This is a genomic window from Micromonospora sp. SYSU B005, assembly GCF_055362685.1.
This window is the reverse complement of the sequence record NZ_JAXCFU010000014.1, coordinates 36,979-53,885: the sequence shown is the minus strand read 5'-3', so window position 1 is coordinate 53,885 and position 16,907 is coordinate 36,979. Positions and strand designations below refer to the sequence as shown.

Sequence of the window (16,907 nt, the reverse complement as noted above, 5' to 3'; positions counted from 1 at the left end):
CGCAGCTACTCCTGGCCTCAATCGGCGCCGAACACGTCGTCGAGCACAAGCCTTGCCCGGCCCGGCACCTCCTCCTCGGGAAAGATCTCGGCGCACAGATCCAGCACCTGCTCGGCACTCGTCAGCCCGAGGTGATCGATGAGGAAGCGGATGTCTTCGGCATCCCGCCGCCGGGCGGCAAGCACCTTCATGGCCAGCAGATGCTCTGGAGACGCAGCGGCGACTCGAAGGCCCGGGTGGTCGAAGACACGTGGAGCGGACGCGTCACCGCCAGGAGCCACATAGGCGCTCGCCTGCTCGTTGAGCCACCAGTGCGGCAGGCCGAGTTCGTCCGCCACCGCTCGGGCCTCGTCGAGAACCACCCCGTGCGGCTGGAAAACGGCGTCGATGTCCCGCGTCGACGATCGCGGTACGGTCCAGGAGGGGATCTTCAGGCCTCATGCCACATCCAGCTCATGTGCGGACACGTAGACACCACGGCGACGGAACGCGGCCGGTGCGTGAACCACTGCATCCACTCGAGCAGCTTTGGTGTTGAACGGGAACCAGAACCGCCGCAGCGACCGCGTCTCGACCCACGGCGGCGGGCCGTGCCCGTCCTTCGCGCTCAGGTGCTCGACCAGCGCCGCGAGAAACACGTCCCAATGTTCGTCTCCGGTGGGTGCCGGCTCCCCCTGCAGCAACCGTATGCGGGTCTCGCGCGGCTCCCAGCGGAACTCCTCCAGAAACTCCGCAACCAACCGCCAGCGACGGCTGTCGTCCACCTCGACGAGCAACTCGCCCAGCCGCGCCACAGTCAACGGCTCGTAGCTCGCAGCATGCTTCCCCACCCAGCCGACGCTAGTGCATGGAAGGAACCGCAGTGGAACGGCGCGGCGACCGCGAACTACGCCGCGTTGACGCCAGCGGCCTACGCCTCGGGGATCCGGACCGTGAGCACCCGGGTGAGGACGCGGAAGCCGGCCGCGTCGTACATGCGGCGGGCCGGGTTGCCGTCGACCACCGACAGGCCGACTGACGGCAGCCCGACCTCACGCGCGCCGCGCAGCGCGTGCACGAGCAGCGCCCGGCCGAACCCGCGCCGCTGCGCGCGGGGCGCCACACCCAGGTTGAGGATCCAGACGCAGTCGTCGTCGGTCCACGGCACCGGCCCGGCGCACAGCACGTGCCCGGCGCTGCGGCCGTCCGGGTCGACCAGCCGGGCCGAGGCGGGCACCAGGGGCGGCACCGGTTCGCCGGTGTCGAACATCGCCCGTACCTCGTCGGTGTCGCTCGGCTGCCAGCGGCCGTCCGGGTGGTCCGGGCCGTACGCCGCGTCCAGCCCTTCGGCGAGGTCGTCGTCCCAGCCGGGGGCGCCGAGCGACCAGCCGTCCGGCAGCGCCACCGGTTCGGGTACGTCGATGAGATCGTGCCGCATGTCGGTGGCGGCCCGGTCCAGCGTCAGCCCGTCTGCCACCAGTGCCGCCGCCAGCGCCTCGTCCGGCGTCTCCAGCCGGTGCCCGGCCAGGTCGCGCCGCACCTGCGCGACGAGCCGGGTGAGCGGCGCCTCGGGCAGCGGCCGGACGTCGGCCGCGACCGCCGTGCCGTCGTCGTCCCGCACCCGCATCCGGGCCAGCGGAGTGTCGTCGTCCCCGACCAGCAGCGAGTCGTCGAGGTGCGGTCGTACCGGCATGCGCGGCAGCGTACCGGGCGCGCCCCGCCCCCGCTCCCCGCCGATCTTGGAGTTGTGGCGCCTCAGATGCCCGCTTCGCGGCTTACGCGAGGTGCCACAACTCCAAGGTCCACGAGCGCACCCGCGGGCGGGAGGGCGCGGGGCCTAGGGTTGGGGGGTGAGCAGGGTCGATCGGGGCAGCAGGACGATCGCCGCCGATCCGGGGGCGGTGTACGGCGCGCTCGTGGACCGGGCAGCCCTGGAGGCGTGGTTGCCGCCGGACGGGATGCGCGGGCGGATCGAGCGCTGGGATCCGCGGCCGGGCGGCGGGTTCCGGATGGTGCTCACCTATCTCGACCCGGCCGGCAGCCCTGGTAAGACGTCGGACGCGACGGACGTGGTCGACGTCGGGTTCGCCGAACTCGTACCGGCGCGCCGGGTCGTGCAGACGGCCGTGTTCCAGGCCGACGACCCGGCGTACGCGGGCACCATGACCATGACCTGGCACCTCGCAGCCGCAGGCGACGGCACCGCTGTGACGGTCACCGCCACCGGCGTACCGCCCGGCATCGACCAGGCGGTGCACGAGGAGGGCATCGCGTCCTCGCTGGCGCACCTGGCCGCGTACCTCGAACCGGGCGCCTGACCACGACGGACGCCGGGATTGGCGGCGGCTCTTGCGGGTAGCCGCCGGCGGTGACCGGGCAGCGGGCGGGGCGCGGCGGCGGGCGGGGCGCGGCGGCGGGCGGGGCGCGGCGGCGGGCGGGGGTCGTCGCGGCGCGCCGGCCTGGACGCGGAACGGTTCGACGAGGCGTGGGAGCGCGCGAACGAGCGCGGCCGGGCCGCCGGGCGGGACCGGATGCAGCAGTTGCGGATCAAGTCCGTACTCGCCGTGCAGGCCGGACTGGCGGCGGCGCTGGCCTGGGCCGCCGCGCGCTGGCTCACCGGCATGCCGAGCCCGACCTTCGCCCCGGCCGCCGCGGTCGCGGTGATCACCTCGTCGTTCGGGCGGCGCCTCTCCAACACCGTCGAGCTGCTCGCCGGGGTGACGCTCGGCATCATCGTGTCGGACCTGTTGATCGGCGCGGAGGCGCTGCGGCGTATCCGGGAGGTGGCCGCCGCGCAGTCGTGACCGGTCAGTCGTCCCCGCGGACGCGGGCGTGCAGGTGCATGTCGTGCCGGCCGTCGTCGTGCACGGCCGCGCTGCGCTTGGTGCCCTCCAGCCGGAACCCGGCCTTGACCGCCACCCGGCACGACGCGACGTTGCCGGTCGAGTGGTCGAGCCAGAGCCGGTGCAGCCGACCGTCTCCGAGCGCCCACGCGCTCACCGCCCGCAACGCGCCGGAGGCCACGCCAGTGCCGCGGGCGGCCGGGACCACCCAGTACGCGCATCCGGCCTCGCCGTCGTCGAGGTTGACGCCGCCCAACGTCATGCGGCCCACCACCGCGCCGTCGCGCGTCACCGCCCAGCTCGCGCCCGTCTCCTCCTGCCAGGAACGACGGAAGTGGGCGAACCACTGCAAGACCTGCTCCGGGGACGCGGGCCGGCGGGTGTGCCAGCGGCGGATCTCCGGATCCTGGTACGCGGCCAGGACGGCGGGGCGCGTCCCCGTCCTCCCAGGGGCGCAGGACCAGGCCCTCGGCCGCGAACAGCGTGGGTTGCGGGCCGCTGGTGAGCGTGCCGGCGGGAACGGCGGATGGCGTCGACAGCGGAAAACTCATGCCCGACTCTCCCCCGCGGCCCGCCCCGCGTGTCAATCCGGTTCGGATCGGCACATGCTCGGGTCCACGTGCGACGTGGCCGCTCGGCTAGGGTGCGCAGGTGGCAGTGACGGCAGCGGGTGTCTTCCGGCGCACGCCGCAGGAACGGGCCGACCAGCGACTCGCCTGGGAACGCGCCGACCAGCCGTTCTTCGCCGCCGGGGCTTGCCACATCCTGGCCTGGGTGTGCCGGGACACCTACCCCGACCGGCCGATCGGTCTCGCGGGGTTGCGGTTCGCGGGTCAGAGCCAGGTCTTCCACGTGTACGCGACCTGGGCGGACCGGGCGTTCGACCACGCCGGCTGGAACCCGGAGGCGGATCTGCTCGCGGCCAACCGGGAGTTCGAACGGCGTCCACTGGACCGGATCGCGATCGTCGACGACCTCGCCACGTTCTGCCGGGCCCAGCATCACCGCATGCCGCACCAGTACTGGGGTGATCCGCTCCCCCGCGCCCGCGACTACGTGAACCGGCACGCCCCACCGTGGGAGTGACACCGTCCTCGCGGTCGGCCGTCTCGATTGGCTCGGCATCGGTACGGGGTGACCGGACCGCGATGTGCGCAGGAGGGCTGGGCTCACCGTGAGGGCGAGCCCAGCCCTCGTACCGCCTGCCGGCGCGCGTCGATCAGCGCCTGACCGGGCTCGGCGACGGGCCGACGGGGTTGTCCGACCGCACGCCCGGCGAAGCCGGGAGCGGACTGACCGGCATGCGCGGGTCCTCCGGGCCGGCCGGGACCGGCGACACCGGAACCGGCGACACCGGAACGGGCTCGGTCCGGTCCGGCTGCGGGGCGCTCGTGCCCGGCTGCGGCGAGATCACCGGATCGTCGCCGCGGCTGGCGTAGGCGAACGGCGCCCCGATCACCAGCACCGCCAGGATGCCCGCCGCACCTGCCGCCACCGTGTTGCGTCGACGGTTACGCACCCGCCGTTCCGCCCTGGTCAATGAGTCCTGCACAGTCGGTGCCTCCTCGGCGATGTCGGTGAGGGTGGAGCGGAGCAGACCTTCGAACGGATCACTCATCGCCGCATCTCCAGAAGCTCGCTGTCCGGCAGGATCTGACGCAGTCGGCTGACCGCCCGGTGGGTCCGGCTGCGCACCGTCCCGACCGAGCAGCCGAGCAGTTCGGCGACCTGGGCCTCCGGCAGGTCCTCGTAGTAGCGCAGGACCACGACGGTGCGCTGCGCCGGCGGCAACTGCCACAGCGCCGCCCGCAACGCCAGCCGCAGATCCGTACCGCCGGCCGGGTCGGCCACCACCGGCTCGTGCACCCCGACCGGTGACTCCCGGCGACGACGCAACCGCCGCCACCAGCTCACCTGCTCCCGGTACATGACGGCACGGAGGTAGCCCTCCGGGTCGGCGTGCCGGATGCTCCGCCACTTCGGGATGACCTTCGACAGCGCCGACTGGAACAGATCCTCGGCACTGCTGCGGTCACCGGTGAGCAGGTAGGCGACCCGTATCAGCGCCGGCGCACGGCTCGCCACGAACTCGGCCAGCACCGCCCGTTCGTCCTCGTCCACCGCACCACCCTCGTTTTCTCGTTCACCAGTGACAGACGCCGGAGGGCACCGCCGCTATCCCGGGATCGGCGAGATCGCTGTGCGGCGGTTCCGCCTACACTGCGCCGCGTGGACCAGGCCGCACCGCACACCGTCAGCTCACTCGCGTACGGCCTGTGCGCGCTCGGTATCGTCCCGGGTGACGTTCTGCTGCTGCATTCGTCGTACCGGAGTCTCGGGTTCGTCGCCGGCGGCACGGAGGCGGTGGTGCGGGCGCTGCTGGCGGCGCTCGGACCGGGCGGCACCCTCGTCGTGCCGACCCACACGCCGGACAACACGGACCCGGCCGGGTGGCGGCATCCGCCCGTACCGGAGGCGTGGTGGCCCGTCATCCGCGGGCACACCCCCGGCTTCGACCCCGCGCGCACGCCGAGCCGGTGGATGGGCGCCGTCGCCGAGACGGTACGCACCTGGCCGGGCGCCCGCCGCAGCGACCACCCGCAGGTGTCCTTCGCCGCGCTCGGCGCGCACGCCGCCGACATCGTGGAGGGGCACCGCCTCGACGACGCGCTGGGCGAGCACTCCCCGCTCGGTGCGGTGTACCGGCTCGACGGCAAGGTGCTGCTGCTCGGCTGCGACCACAGCTCCAACACCTCGCTGCACCTGGCGGAGTGGCGGCAGGCGTCACCGCCGCGGGCGATGACGGGCTCGGCGGTACGGCTGCCGGACGGCACGAGCCGGTGGACCACGTGGACAGACGTCGTCACGGACGAGGACGACTTCGACCGGCTGGGCGCCGACTTCGAGGCGACAGGCGGCGCGACGATCGGCCGGGTCGGCAGCGCGACGGCCCGGCTGATGCGCCAGCGCACCCTGGTCGACTTCGCCACCGCCTGGATGGCCACGAATCGCGGGCGCTGACCGCCCGTCGCGCGCGGATTCTTCGTCGATCTTGGAGTTTTGGCGCCTCGGATGTCCCGCACGCGGCTTTTGCGAGGTGCCACAACTCCAAGATCGATGCTGCGAGGGCACCGGGTACGACGGGCCGCGCGTTCAGTCCGGCTTGGGAGCGAAGGGGTTACGGCGGGGCTGGCGTAGTTCCCACTCGGCCGGGCAGAGGTGGGTCCACGCGGCTCCCGTCACCGATCGCCGGTCGGGCAGCTCGTCGCCCCAGGCCGGTAGGCGGTTCTCGACCTGCCGGACGTAGCGCTCGTAGACGACAAGCTCGCGGTACTCCGGATCGTGCCGCCACAGCGCGTACGGCTGTTCGCGCAACCAGTCGCACGCCGCGTCGCCCTCGGCGACCAGATCCGCGGTCGGCGGCAACACTGCCAGCGGCCTGTCGTTCTGCCGGTCGCCGTACTGCTGGAGGTGCGCCAGGTAGCCGTCCTCGTTCCGAGGGTGGGTCACGTGGACGCCGACAACGGTCACCGGAACGGCGAGCAGCGCGGTCACGGCCAGCGCCGACACCACCCACAGGCGTCTGTTCACGCGGCAACCATAGGCCGCGGTACATCTGTCCGCCGCCCCCTGACAGCGGTGGACCCTGCCTACGATCCTGCGCATGAACTCGCCGCGCCTGCGCCTCCTCAGCTGCCTCGTCGTGCCGTTGCTGGCAGCCTGCGGCGCCGAACCGTCCGAGATGGTGGCGGAGGTGCCGCCCTCGGCGTACACCTGCTGCGAGGACCTGGACGTCGACAGGCCGTACCAAGCGGGCCAGACCCTGACCGTGCGGTGGACCGTCGAGTCCCCGGACGAGCCCGGCTCCACCTCGCCGCAGGTCGAGTTGACCGCACACCTGACGGGCCCGTACGGCACGGTGGACGACCTGAAGGCCGCTTCGGCGGTGGCCGGACTGGTCACCTTCACGGCCACACCGGTCCGGCCGGCGGGCACTCCCGGCGAGCGTCCCGTCAGCACGATCGTGATCGGTCCCGACGCCGAGCCGGGCTTCTACGACCTGGTCACGTCAGTGGTCGGCGACGGCAACACGACCACCAGTGGTAGCAGCATCATCCAGGTCGCGCCCAAGCCCTGATCCCCGGAGAACCACTCATCTGCTACCACCGCTCGTCCGCCAGGTTCTTGCCGGACCGGCTGCGGACCGCACGCCGGCAGACCCCGGCGCTTACCGGCTTCCGGGAACGGGGATCTCCCGAGGCGGCCCCGGCTCGGCCCGGCACCAACCGCCTCGGAACTCGACTCCCGGGACGCCCTCGATCAGGCGGCTGATGTCCGCTACCGCCCCGAGCGAGTCGGCGATGCTGCCGCGCAGCTCTCCCACCGCCGATTCGAGGTCGTCGTCTTCCGCAGACCAGTCGATCTTCGCCTCTCGCAGCTCGGCGACTGCGTGATCGGCAAGAGCCTCAGCGTCGGTCACCAGGACGTCGACCCTGCAATACAGGTGCAGGGCAAGCGGCACCGACGCGTGCGGATTCTCCATCGGGCAAGCATGCCGACGCGAGTTGCGATCGGGAAGACTGGCGACGGCCCGTCAGCGAAGCCGTACAGCGAGACACCTCTCGACACCTCGTAGCGCTCCCCGGCTGTTCGTCGGCAAGTGATTGCCTTGGACGGCCGATCCAGCCGGTTGATGGCCGCCACTGCCTCCGCCATGTATCGTCACGCTCCCGCAAGATCGCGAGATGGGATACGACGTGACGGTACGACGGTTCGGGCTCTGTGCAGCGGTCGCTGCGATGCTGCTCACCGCCTCGGCGTGTGGCCGCGCCGACGAGATGCCGAGCACGCCCACGGCCGTGGCGGCGGGCGCTTCCACGGAGTCACCCAGCGCCACGGAGTCACCCGTCCCCACGCCCACGGCACCGACGGCCACACAGACCCGTGCACCCGAAACCTCGCCGACCCCCCGGTACTCGGGCACCCCGCGATCCTCGACGGCCCCCGCAGCTCCGACCACGACCAAGAAGGCCACGCAAGTGGCCACCGCCAGCAACAAGGCGGCCTGCACCACCGTCAAGGGCCCGTTGGAGAAGGCCATCGCCGGCCTGATCATCCTGGTCGGGGTCGCCGCCGGTTCGACGGTGGAGGCCGAACTCGTAAACGCCCGGGCGGAGGCGTCCACCCGGTTGGTCAACCTGGAGGCGGTGGCGAACAGGGTGGCCGGTGAGCAGTCGGATCGCACGCTGCGGAGCAACTTCAGGGCGCTCACCGTGGCCGCAGGCCTGAAGGGCGTCGAAGTCCGCTCGATCAAGCCCAAGCTCGAATATGCGGAAGCGATCGTGAAGGTGGCGAGCGACACGGGCGACCTGGAGAGCGCCGTCAACAAGCTCGAGCCGACCTGCGGCAGGTACTGGTAGATCGGCTGAGCAGGGCATTTCGCGTGGTGGGGCGGCAGGGCTGGCGGACGCAATGCGTCGCGGCCCACAGAACTCATCGTATTTATCTAGGGTGATGCGATGACCGCCAAGCCCGTGACGACGGTACTGTTCGACTTCGCCTGGACTCTGTTCGCCAGGGACTCGGAGCGCTGGGTGGGCAACGCGGCGGCATCGATCGGCCGGACATTGGCTGTCGGCGAGGCACACCGCATTGCCGGCGACTTCGCGGAACTGTTGCGGAAGACGGCCACGGATCCGGCCCACATCGCCCGGGATCTGGATCCGCGAGTCTGGGATCGGGCGATCCTCACCGTGTTGGAGCAGATTCCTGGGGTGGACCAGGCGCTGGCATCGGTCCTGCACGGAACACACGCCGAAGCGATCGAGCCGTACGCCGACACCGTCGCCACCCTGTCCGCACTGCGTGACGACGGTGTTCGCATCGGCGTCGTCAGCAACGTCGGCTGGGACATCCGCAAATGCTTTGCGCGGCACGGACTCGACGGCCATGTCGATGCGTTCGTCCTGTCCTACGAGGTCGGCTTCGTCAAACCGGACCCTCGGATCTGGGGCACCGCCCTCGAAGCCCTCCATGCCGTACCGGGCCAGACCCTGATGGTCGGTGATCATCCTGCCGGCGACGGCGGATCGGTTGCCGCCGGCATACCGGCGCTGATCCTGCCGATGGTGGATTCACCCGCGCAGAAACGCGGCTTCGAACACGTGCTCAGGCTCGCCCAGGTGCCGTCCTGACGGTCTGTCACCGGCGCTCACGTGAAGCTCCTTGTGAGTCGGCAGGGACTTCATGTGACGCATCGCTGGTGCAGCCGGTGAGAAGCGTTGCGAGGGACAGGGCGGCTACGGCGTAGCGCTTCTCCATGGGCGCGGAGTGCATCAACCGCCCATGATGTCCGAAGGGAAGTACCTGTTTGCCTGGCCAGGAGCCGAACCTGCGGCCTTGGGATTCGAAGAAGATCACGGATGGCTGAACAGCACAACCGCCACAGGCTGGCCGAGCCGATGCGGCTACCAGTACGTCAGGCGGAACACGTCTCGGGCAACCAGGCCGCCCGGCGGCCGCAACGGGTCGTAGCCGTCACCGAAGTACTCCGCTCGCTGATGAGCGCGGAGGACGAGACGATGGCCGGCGAACACCAGGATGAAGCCAACGGCAGCCATCGTCGCCGCCCCCTGTGGGGACATCAGCCGCACACCCGCCGCCCGGAACGGCCACGGAAAAACAGCCAAGACGATCGCCAAACGGTAGATCCAGATCCCCGCGCGGTAGGGGAAAAGCCGCCGGCACGCCTCGAACTCGCTGCCCTTGATCGACACCGCGTCAGGTTAGTCCGTGCTCGGCTCTCATCGCTGACCCTGCCGTCGCCGCTGTCCTTGTGGGTCGGACTCGCGGGCCTGACGCCACACGAGCTGCGGCACACGGCGGCCAGTCTTGCCGTGGCTGGGGACGCCACCGTGAAGGCGGTGCAGCGGATGCTCGGGCACGCCTCGGCGACCCTGACGTTGGACGTGAACGCGGACCTGTTCGAGCACGACCTGGACCGGGCGGCGGGTCGCGCTGCTGCGAACTCAGTGCGGACCGAGAGCGTCGGACCGAACCTCGTCGCGGTCCGTCCGGATCGCCGCCAGCATCGCTGACCAGGGGAAACAAATGGTGGGGCGGGCGGGGTTCGAACCCGCGACCGAGGGATTATGAGTCCCCTGCTCTAACCGGCTGAGCTACCGCCCCGTGACCGCGCCGGATCGTAACCCGCCGATCGCTGCGCGGACCACCACCTACCGGGCGGAAACACGGCCGCGACAGCACGATGGGCAACGCGAGGATAACAACGCGCAACCCGTCGACGGCTCACCCGCGCCGCAACTCCGCGAGGACCGCGCCGACCGCTCGCCACCCGCTGGCGAGCGCCCCCTGGATGGACGGGCTGTCGCGGTGGTCGCCTGCCACGTACAGGCCGTCGCCGAGCGCCACCGGCTTGCGCAGCCGGCCCTGCGGTGGCGGTGCGGCCGGGAGCGCGTCCGGCACGGTGACTGTGGTGAGGTGGGTCCAGTCGGCGGTGGAGCGGCCGTAGAGGCGGTCCAGTTCGCGCCGGATCACCGGTTCGGGCGGGGCCTGCGGGCCGACCACCGAGGTGGCGACCAGGTGCTGGCCGTCGGGGGCATAGGTGGGCGCGGCCCGGCTCACCACCACCGTGTTGGCGATCAGTTCCCGGCGGTCGCCGTCGAGCAGCAGGATCGGCTCGTCCAGTGGTGCCGTGCCGGTGCGGTGGTAGTAGGTGGTGTAGGCGTGCATGCGTACCCTCGGCAGCCCTGGCAGCAGCGTGGCCGCCGCGGGCGGGTCGACAGCGACCACGACGGCGCGGCAGGTGATCTCGCCGGACGGGGTGCGGACCCGGCCGGGCGCGACCTCGGTGACCGGGGTGTTCAGCTCGATCAGCTCGGCGGGCAGCGGCGCGGCGAGCGCCCTCGGCAGCGCCGCCATGCCGTCCGCCGGCAGGCCGATCCTCCCCCGGGCGAAGGAGCGCATGACGACCGCGAGGACGTGGCTGGAGGTGGCCAGCTCGCGGTCGAGCAGCACGCCGGACAGGAACGGCCGGAGCAGTTCCTCGATGATCGCGTCGGAGAGGCCGGCCCGGCGCAGCGCCGTCTCGGCGCTGGTCTCGGGTGTGCCGAGCAGCCGCCCGACCGGCACTGTGGCGTAGCCGGCGGCGAGCGTGGCGAACCGCAACCTGTCGGTCAGTGATCCGATGCCGGCGGTGAGCGTGCCGGGTGCGCCGGTCGGTTCGCGCAGCGGGTTGACCAGGCGTTCCAGCCGGTCGCCGCGGCGTACCAGCACGCCGGAGGTGAACCAGCCCATCGTCAGAGTGCCGACGTCGACCAGGCCGGTGAGCCGCGGGTACGCGGTGTTGAGCACCTGGAAGCCCCGGTCCAGCAGGAACCCGTCGACGCGGTCGGTGGCGACCCGCCCGCCGAGCCGGTCGCCCGCCTCCAGCAGCCGCCACGGCACGCCGGCGCGGTGCAGCCGCCGGGCGGCGGCGAGACCGGCCAGGCCGCCGCCGACGACCACCACGTCCGTGTCAGGCACGGTCCACCCCCGCCCCGGCTCGGTCGCCCTCGCGGTGCGACCGCGACAAGCGGCCCGGCCACCAGACCTTCGGCCCGATGTCGTACGCGAGCGCGGGCACCAGCAGCGAGCGGACCACGATGGTGTCGAGCAGTACGCCGACGGCGACCGCCACGCCCAGCTCGACGAGCACCACGAGCGGCAGGACGGCGAGCGCGGAGAACGTGGCGGCGAGCACGATGCCGGCGGAGGTGATGACGCCGCCGGTGACGGCCAGCCCGGCGAGCACTCCGGCGCGGGTGCCGCGCCGCACCGACTCCTCGCGGACCCGGCTCATCAGGAAGATGTTGTAGTCGATGCCGAGCGCGACCAGGAACACGAACGCGAACAGCGGGAACGACTGGTCGACGCCGGGGAAGTCGAAGACGTACCGGAACAGCAGCGCGCACAGGCCCAGCGTGGCCAGGAACGACAGCACCACTGTGGCGATCAGCAGCACCGGGGCGACCAGGGCCCGCAGCAGCAGGGCCAGGATGACCGCGATGACCAGCAGCACCACCGGGATGATGACGTCGCGGTCGCGTACCGAGGCGTCGGCGGTGTCCACGTTGATCGCGGTGAAGCCGCCGACCACGGCGTCGGCACCGGGTACCCGGTGCACCGCCTCGCGCAGGTCGCGGATGGTGCGTTCGGCGCCGTTGCTGTCCGGCGGGTCGGCGAGCGTGACGTTGAGCTGCACCCGCCCGTCGACCACCTTGGGGGGCGCGTCCGGATCGGGCGGCGCGTTCTCGCCCCGCTGGCCGAGCGGCAGCACCGAGGCGACCCCCGGTACGCCCTGCGCCACCTGGGCGACCTGCCGGGCGGTGGCCTGGGTGGTGAAGACGGTGGCGGGGCTGCCGGTGCCGGCCGGGAAGTGCCTGTCGATGACCTCCTGCCCGGCGACCGAGTCGGTGCGCTGGGTGAACAGCTGGGACTGGCCGAGCGTGGTGGCGCCGAGCTGGGTCACCCCGATCGCGAGGGCGGCGAGCACCACGGCGGTGACGACCCAGACGGTACGCGCGCGGCGCGCCACGAAGCCGGCGATCCGCGCCCAGATGCCGTGCTCGGTGCGCGGGTCGGCCTGGTCGTACCGGGGTCGCCGGGGCCAGAACGCCCAGCGCCCGCCGAGGACCAGCAGGGCGGGCAGGAACGTGAGCATGACCAGCAGCGTGGCGGCGATGCCGACGGCGCTGACCGGGCCGAGCGCGCGGTTGGAGTTGAGGCTGGACAGCAGCAGGCAGAGCAGGCTGACGATGACTGTGGCGCCGGAGGCGATGATGGCCGGGGCGGCGCCCTTCCAGGCGGTCAGCATGGCGTCCCAGGGGCGCTCGTGCCGGTGTAGTTCCTCCCGGTAGCGGGCGATGAGCAGCAGCGCGTAGTCGGTGCCGGCACCGAAGACGAGCACGGTGAGGATGCCCTGCGCCTGCCCGTTGAGCTTGACGATGTCGTGGTCGGCGAGCAGGTAGACGAAGACGGCGGCGAGCGAGTACGACATCCCGGCGGCCAGCAGCGGGAAGATCCAGAGGACCGGGCTGCGGTAGACGACGAGCAGGATGACCAGCACCACTGTCAGCGTGACCAGCAGCAGCGGCCCGTCGATCGCGCTGAACACCTCGATCAGGTCGCCGAGCAGCCCGGCGGGTCCGGCCACGTCGACGGTGAGCCCGTCGCGGTCCGGGCCGGCGATGTCGCGCAGGCGTTGCACCACGGACCGGATCTGTTCGCCCTCGGCGCTGTCGATCGGCACGATCACCTGGGCGGCCTGCTCGTCCTGGCTGACGACAGGTGGCGGCAGCGGGCCGACCACGCCCGGCACCTCGGCGAAGCGGGCCGCGTCGGCCTGGATGCGCTGCTGGTCGGCGGGGGTGAGGCCGCCGGGTCGTTCGTAGACCACGAGTGCCGGGGTGGTCTCCCGGTCGACGAATCCGCCGGCCAGGTCCTGCGCCCGGGTGGCCTCGGCGTCGGCCGGCAGGAAGGAGGCGTTGTCGTTTGTGGAGACCTCGCCGAGCTTGCCGGAGTACGGGCCGGCGATGCCGCCGACGATCAGCCAGCCCAGCACCACCGCCACCGCGATCAGCGTCGCGGTCCAGCGGCTGCGTCCTGCGGCCATCTCCACCGTCCTCGAATCGACGCATCAATCGACGCAGCGGGAGTCTAAGTCGACGCCGACCATCCTGCCGGGCGAACGAGGACTCGGGGGCGGAAACCGGGCAGCCGGGCACCGCAGGGGCGCTGCCGGAACGACGAACGCCCGCCGGCGATGCCGACGGGCGTGACGTGGAGCGAAGCTCCCCCGATTGGACTCGAACCAATAACCTGCCGGTTAACAGCCGGCTGCTCTGCCAATTGAGCTACAGGGGACCGTGCACCGCTCGGTTCGGATCTCTCCGCTCCGTGCGACGGGGACAAGAGTACAGGACATCGGGGGGTGGTGCGCCAGGGGGTTACCGGAGGAGGACCGCACCGGCTGACGCGCCAGGATTCCGGACAAATCGTCATCTCGGCACAGGGAGGCATGAGCGGAGAGCAGGATGGGTAGTTAGCCGTCGACAGAGAACGCAGGCGCGAGACGGTCGTTCCGCCGAGCTGGCGGGAAACCGGCGAGAGCGTCAGGTACGGAAGGAGCCGCCATGCGCGGAAAGATCATGTTTCTTGGCGGGCTGGCTGCGGGATTCGTCCTGGGCGCCCGTGCCGGCCGGGAGAAGTACGAGGAGCTGGTGGTCCGCGGGCGCAAGGTGCTCGACCACCCGACCGTCCAGGAGGCGGCCGGGGTCGCGCAGGCCCAGGCGAACCGGCTCTACTCGGAGGGCAAGGACAAGCTGGGGCAGACCAAGCTCGGTGAGAAGCTCGCCACCAACGGCGGCAAGCCGGGCATGACCGACGCCGACAAGCCGTTCGCCGGCACGCCGGCCGCGGTCGGCAGCCGCAGCGCCAACGGGACGGGCTCGACCAGCGCGTCCGGCTCGACCACCACCGGCACGAGCACCAAGCCGTCCAGCACCGGCAACACGCTCTGACGCAAGCGGACAGCGGGCCGGTCACCTCCGGGTGACCGGCCCGCTCCCGTGTGCGCGGGCGGCGGTGTGGCACATTCTCCGTGGGGAGGTGACCACATGCCGATGGTCGGACCGGAGACGGCGGATCAGGCGCGACTGCTGCGCCTGCTGCGCGACGACGGCCCACGCTCCCGGGTCGAACTGGCCGACCTCCTCGGCCTGCCCCGGGCCCGGTTCGCCGCCGAGGTGGACCGGCTGACCACGCTCGGCCTGGTGGAGACCGCCGGGCCGGCCGCGTCCCGGGGCGGACGCCGCTCGTCGCTGCTGCGCATCGGCGCGCAGGTCCGGTTCGGCGCGGTGCTCGTCGGCGACGGCATCCTGCGGGTCGCGCTCACCGACGGCGAACTGAACCCGCTCGCCCGGCACGACGAGCCGGTGGACGTCCGGCTCGGCCCGGACGTGGTGGTCGGGCGCATCGTCGAGTTGCTCGGCAAGCTGCGCGTCGAGGCGGGACTGACGTCGCTCACCGGCGTCGGCGTGGCGCTGCCCGCGCCGGTCGAGGTCCGCGACGGCACGCCGGTGTCCGCGCCGGCCCTGCCCGGCTGGCACCGCTTCCCGGTACGCGACACGCTCGCCGCCGAACTGGGCTGCCCCGTACAGGTGGACAACGACGCCAACGCGATGGCCCTCGGCGAGCGGCACGCCGGCACCGGCCGGCCGTTCGACGACTTCCTCTACGTCAAGCTGGGTGAGGCGATCGGCTGCGGGCTGGTGCTCGCCGGCTCGCTCTACCGGGGCGCGGCCAGCGGGGCCGGCGACATCGGCCACTTCCAGCTCACCGAGGACGGGCCGCTCTGCGGCTGCGGCAACAACGGGTGCGTCGAGGCGTACTGCGGGGATGTCGCACTGGTGCGCGAGGCGGTGAGCGCCGCGCGGGCCGGACGCTCGACGGCGCTGGCGGACCGGCTGGCCACGGCCGGGACGCTGTCGGTGGCCGACGTGGCGGCGGCGGCCACCGAGGGCGACCCGGCGGCGCAGACGCTGGTGCGCGACGCCGCCCGCCGGCTCGGGCGGGTGCTGGTCGGGCTGGTCAGCTTCGTCAACCCGGCCATCGTGATCATCGGCGGCGCACCGGCCGGGATCGGGCCGGTGCTGCTCGCCGAGATCCGGGGCGTCGTCTACCGGCGGTCCACGCCGCTGGCCACCGGCAGCATGCCGATCGTCCTGTCCGACCTCGGCGACACCGCCGGCCTGATCGGCGCGGCCCACCTGGTCAGCACCCAGACCTACGCCGCCCGCTAGTCCCCCGCCCCCACCCCCGCCCCTGCCTCCGCCCTCCGCGCCGCCGATCTTGCATTTGCGGCCCCCGGGATGTCGGTTACACCCGTTTTGCGAGGGCCGCAACTGCAAGATCGCGGGGGGCAGGGAGGGCGGGGTGGGGTGGGGTGGGGTGAGGGGGGTCAGTCGCGGCTGCTGAAGGCGGCGTCGAAGGCTGCCGTGGGGGCGTCGAAGGCCAGGCGGCGGACGAACTGGAGCGCCTCCGGCGCGCCGACCAGGCGGTCCATGCCGGCGTCCTCCCACTCGATCGAGATCGGGCCGTCGTAGCCGATCGCGTTGAGCGCCCGGAAGCAGTCCTCCCACGGCACGTCGCCGTGACCGGTGGAGACGAAGTCCCAGCCGCGCCGCAGGTCGGCCCAGGGCAGGTGGGAGGAGAGCCGGCCGCGCCGCCCGTCGCCGGTACGGACCTTCGCGTCCTTGCAGTCGACGTGGTAGATCCGGTCGGCGAAGTCGAAGATGAAGTTCACCGGGTCCAGCTCCTGCCAGACGAAGTGCGACGGATCCCAGTTGAGCCCGAACGCCTCCCGGTGCCCGATCGCCTCCAGCGTGCGCTTCGTGGTCCAGTAGTCGTAGGCGATCTCGCTGGGGTGCACCTCGTGCGCGAACCGCACGCCCACCTCGTCGAACACGTCGAGGATCGGGTTCCACCTGTCGGCGAAGTCCTGGTAACCGCGCTCGATCATGGCCGGCGGCACCGGCGGGAACATGGCCACGGTGTGCCAGATCGACGAGCCGGTGAAGCCCACGACGGTGCGTACGCCGAGTTTCGCCGCCGCCCGCGCGGTGTCCTTGATCTCCTCGGCGGCCCGCTGCCGCACCCCCTCCGGCTCGCCGTCGCCCCAGATCCGGGCCGGCAGGATGTCCTGGTGCCGCTCGTCGATCGGGTGGTCGCAGACCGCCTGGCCGACCAGGTGGTTGGAGACGGCGAACACCTGGAGGTTGTGCTTGGCGAGGGTGGCCCGCTTGCGCTCCACGTACGAGTCGTCGGCGAGCGCCTTGTCCACCTCGAAGTGGTCGCCCCAGCAGGCGATCTCCAGCCCGTCGTAGCCCCACTCGGCGGCGAGCCGGCAGACCTCGTCGAACGGCAGATCGGCCCACTGGCCGGTAAAGAGCGTGATGGGTCGCGCCATTGTCCTTCTCCCCTGTGGTGATGGGGGATTCCGTCGCGGACCGGGGCGAGGACGACCGG

22 protein-coding genes and 2 tRNA genes are annotated in these 16,907 nt (G+C 72.0%); 10 read left to right on the top strand and 14 right to left on the bottom strand.

Annotated elements, in window-relative coordinates; genetic code table 11:
* Nucleotides 1-17: 17 nt before the first annotated feature.
* From SM452_RS25385 to SM452_RS25375, 3 genes are all read right to left on the bottom strand, one after another.
* A complete protein-coding gene (locus SM452_RS25385) occupies nucleotides 18-362 on the bottom strand; it encodes a hypothetical protein (protein WP_357209425.1) in 345 nt (114 codons plus the stop codon).
* A 75-nt stretch (nucleotides 363-437) separates the two neighbouring features.
* Nucleotides 438-830: a hypothetical protein gene (locus SM452_RS25380; protein WP_194802274.1), complete on the bottom strand. Its 393-nt coding sequence runs from the start codon at nucleotides 828-830 to the stop codon at nucleotides 438-440.
* A gap of 80 nt (nucleotides 831-910) precedes the next feature.
* Nucleotides 911-1,672: a GNAT family N-acetyltransferase gene (locus tag SM452_RS25375; protein WP_355508360.1), complete on the bottom strand. Its 762-nt coding sequence runs from the start codon at nucleotides 1,670-1,672 to the stop codon at nucleotides 911-913.
* Nucleotides 1,673-1,829: 157 nt separating this feature from the next.
* On the opposite strand from SM452_RS25375, the gene SM452_RS25370 reads away from it, so the two are divergent.
* On the top strand, nucleotides 1,830-2,297 hold the full coding sequence (locus tag SM452_RS25370; RefSeq protein ID WP_463840838.1) for an SRPBCC family protein: 468 nt from the start codon (nucleotides 1,830-1,832) through the stop codon (nucleotides 2,295-2,297).
* Nucleotides 2,298-2,510: 213 nt separating this feature from the next.
* A complete protein-coding gene (locus tag SM452_RS25365; RefSeq protein ID WP_402814383.1) occupies nucleotides 2,511-2,783 on the top strand; it encodes an FUSC family protein in 273 nt (90 codons plus the stop codon).
* Nucleotides 2,784-2,787: 4 nt separating this feature from the next.
* On the opposite strand, the gene SM452_RS25360 is transcribed toward SM452_RS25365, so the two are convergent.
* Entirely contained in the window at nucleotides 2,788-3,219 is a 432-nt protein-coding gene (locus SM452_RS25360) for a GNAT family N-acetyltransferase (RefSeq protein ID WP_463840874.1), read from the bottom strand.
* Between the two features lie 254 nt (nucleotides 3,220-3,473).
* On the opposite strand from SM452_RS25360, the gene SM452_RS25355 reads away from it, so the two are divergent.
* A complete protein-coding gene (locus SM452_RS25355) occupies nucleotides 3,474-3,908 on the top strand; it encodes a hypothetical protein (RefSeq protein ID WP_355508367.1) in 435 nt (144 codons plus the stop codon).
* A gap of 133 nt (nucleotides 3,909-4,041) precedes the next feature.
* On the opposite strand, the gene SM452_RS25350 is transcribed toward SM452_RS25355, so the two are convergent.
* Nucleotides 4,042-4,440, bottom strand: a complete 399-nt coding sequence (locus tag SM452_RS25350) for a hypothetical protein (RefSeq protein ID WP_355508370.1) — start codon at nucleotides 4,438-4,440, stop codon at nucleotides 4,042-4,044.
* Nucleotides 4,437-4,943 carry a SigE family RNA polymerase sigma factor gene (locus tag SM452_RS25345; protein ID WP_357209419.1) on the bottom strand — a complete coding sequence of 169 codons (507 nt, stop codon included), beginning with the start codon at nucleotides 4,941-4,943 and terminating at the stop codon, nucleotides 4,437-4,439. The genes SM452_RS25350 and SM452_RS25345 overlap by 4 nt, the downstream gene beginning before the upstream one ends.
* A 108-nt stretch (nucleotides 4,944-5,051) precedes the next feature.
* Here SM452_RS25345 and SM452_RS25340 point away from each other — a divergent pair, with 108 nt between their 5' ends.
* Nucleotides 5,052-5,843 (top strand): AAC(3) family N-acetyltransferase, encoded by a 792-nt coding sequence (locus tag SM452_RS25340; protein WP_463840837.1) that lies wholly within the window; start codon nucleotides 5,052-5,054, stop codon nucleotides 5,841-5,843.
* A gap of 132 nt (nucleotides 5,844-5,975) precedes the next feature.
* On the opposite strand, the gene SM452_RS25335 is transcribed toward SM452_RS25340, so the two are convergent.
* Nucleotides 5,976-6,413 (bottom strand): hypothetical protein, encoded by a 438-nt coding sequence (locus SM452_RS25335; RefSeq protein WP_355508376.1) that lies wholly within the window; start codon nucleotides 6,411-6,413, stop codon nucleotides 5,976-5,978.
* Between the two features lie 73 nt (nucleotides 6,414-6,486).
* Here SM452_RS25335 and SM452_RS25330 point away from each other — a divergent pair, with 73 nt between their 5' ends.
* On the top strand, nucleotides 6,487-6,960 hold the full coding sequence (locus SM452_RS25330; RefSeq protein WP_463840836.1) for a hypothetical protein: 474 nt from the start codon (nucleotides 6,487-6,489) through the stop codon (nucleotides 6,958-6,960).
* Nucleotides 6,961-7,050: 90 nt separating this feature from the next.
* Here the strand turns inward: SM452_RS25330 and SM452_RS25325 are convergent, their stop codons facing one another.
* Nucleotides 7,051-7,365, bottom strand: coding sequence for a hypothetical protein (locus SM452_RS25325; RefSeq protein ID WP_463840835.1), 315 nt, complete (start codon nucleotides 7,363-7,365; stop codon nucleotides 7,051-7,053).
* Between the two features lie 496 nt (nucleotides 7,366-7,861).
* Here SM452_RS25325 and SM452_RS25320 point away from each other — a divergent pair, with 496 nt between their 5' ends.
* Together SM452_RS25320 and SM452_RS25315 are read left to right on the top strand one after the other, a co-directional pair.
* Nucleotides 7,862-8,242 (top strand): hypothetical protein, encoded by a 381-nt coding sequence (locus tag SM452_RS25320; RefSeq protein WP_355508382.1) that lies wholly within the window; start codon nucleotides 7,862-7,864, stop codon nucleotides 8,240-8,242.
* Between the two features lie 99 nt (nucleotides 8,243-8,341).
* Nucleotides 8,342-9,016: an HAD family hydrolase gene (locus SM452_RS25315; RefSeq protein WP_355508385.1), complete on the top strand. Its 675-nt coding sequence runs from the start codon at nucleotides 8,342-8,344 to the stop codon at nucleotides 9,014-9,016.
* Between the two features lie 273 nt (nucleotides 9,017-9,289).
* Here the strand turns inward: SM452_RS25315 and SM452_RS25310 are convergent, their stop codons facing one another.
* Nucleotides 9,290-9,598, bottom strand: coding sequence for a hypothetical protein (locus SM452_RS25310; RefSeq protein WP_355508387.1), 309 nt, complete (start codon nucleotides 9,596-9,598; stop codon nucleotides 9,290-9,292).
* Between the two features lie 138 nt (nucleotides 9,599-9,736).
* On the opposite strand from SM452_RS25310, the gene SM452_RS25305 reads away from it, so the two are divergent.
* A complete protein-coding gene (locus tag SM452_RS25305) occupies nucleotides 9,737-9,919 on the top strand; it encodes a hypothetical protein (protein ID WP_463840834.1) in 183 nt (60 codons plus the stop codon).
* 14 nt (nucleotides 9,920-9,933) lie between these two features.
* Here SM452_RS25305 and SM452_RS25300 read toward each other — a convergent pair.
* The 4 genes from SM452_RS25300 to SM452_RS25285 form a co-directional block, all read right to left on the bottom strand.
* Nucleotides 9,934-10,010: transfer RNA gene (locus tag SM452_RS25300), tRNA-Ile, on the bottom strand.
* 120 nt (nucleotides 10,011-10,130) lie between these two features.
* Nucleotides 10,131-11,366 carry an NAD(P)/FAD-dependent oxidoreductase gene (locus tag SM452_RS25295; protein WP_355508391.1) on the bottom strand — a complete coding sequence of 412 codons (1,236 nt, stop codon included), beginning with the start codon at nucleotides 11,364-11,366 and terminating at the stop codon, nucleotides 10,131-10,133.
* The gene (locus tag SM452_RS25290; RefSeq protein ID WP_355508394.1) at nucleotides 11,359-13,494 is read right to left on the bottom strand and encodes an MMPL family transporter; all 2,136 of its coding nucleotides are present in this window, start codon (nucleotides 13,492-13,494) and stop codon (nucleotides 11,359-11,361) included. Before SM452_RS25290 ends, SM452_RS25295 begins: the two co-directional genes overlap by 8 nt.
* A 178-nt stretch (nucleotides 13,495-13,672) precedes the next feature.
* A tRNA-Asn gene (locus tag SM452_RS25285) sits at nucleotides 13,673-13,745 on the bottom strand.
* 269 nt (nucleotides 13,746-14,014) lie between these two features.
* Between SM452_RS25285 and SM452_RS25280 the strand changes: the two genes are divergently transcribed.
* Nucleotides 14,015-14,401, top strand: coding sequence for a hypothetical protein (locus tag SM452_RS25280; RefSeq protein WP_135241524.1), 387 nt, complete (start codon nucleotides 14,015-14,017; stop codon nucleotides 14,399-14,401).
* 96 nt (nucleotides 14,402-14,497) lie between these two features.
* The gene (locus tag SM452_RS25275; protein WP_355508397.1) at nucleotides 14,498-15,682 is read left to right on the top strand and encodes an ROK family transcriptional regulator; all 1,185 of its coding nucleotides are present in this window, start codon (nucleotides 14,498-14,500) and stop codon (nucleotides 15,680-15,682) included.
* Between the two features lie 158 nt (nucleotides 15,683-15,840).
* Here the strand turns inward: SM452_RS25275 and SM452_RS25270 are convergent, their stop codons facing one another.
* Nucleotides 15,841-16,848, bottom strand: a complete 1,008-nt coding sequence (locus tag SM452_RS25270) for a sugar phosphate isomerase/epimerase family protein (protein ID WP_355508399.1) — start codon at nucleotides 16,846-16,848, stop codon at nucleotides 15,841-15,843.
* Nucleotides 16,849-16,907: the final 59 nt, after the last annotated feature.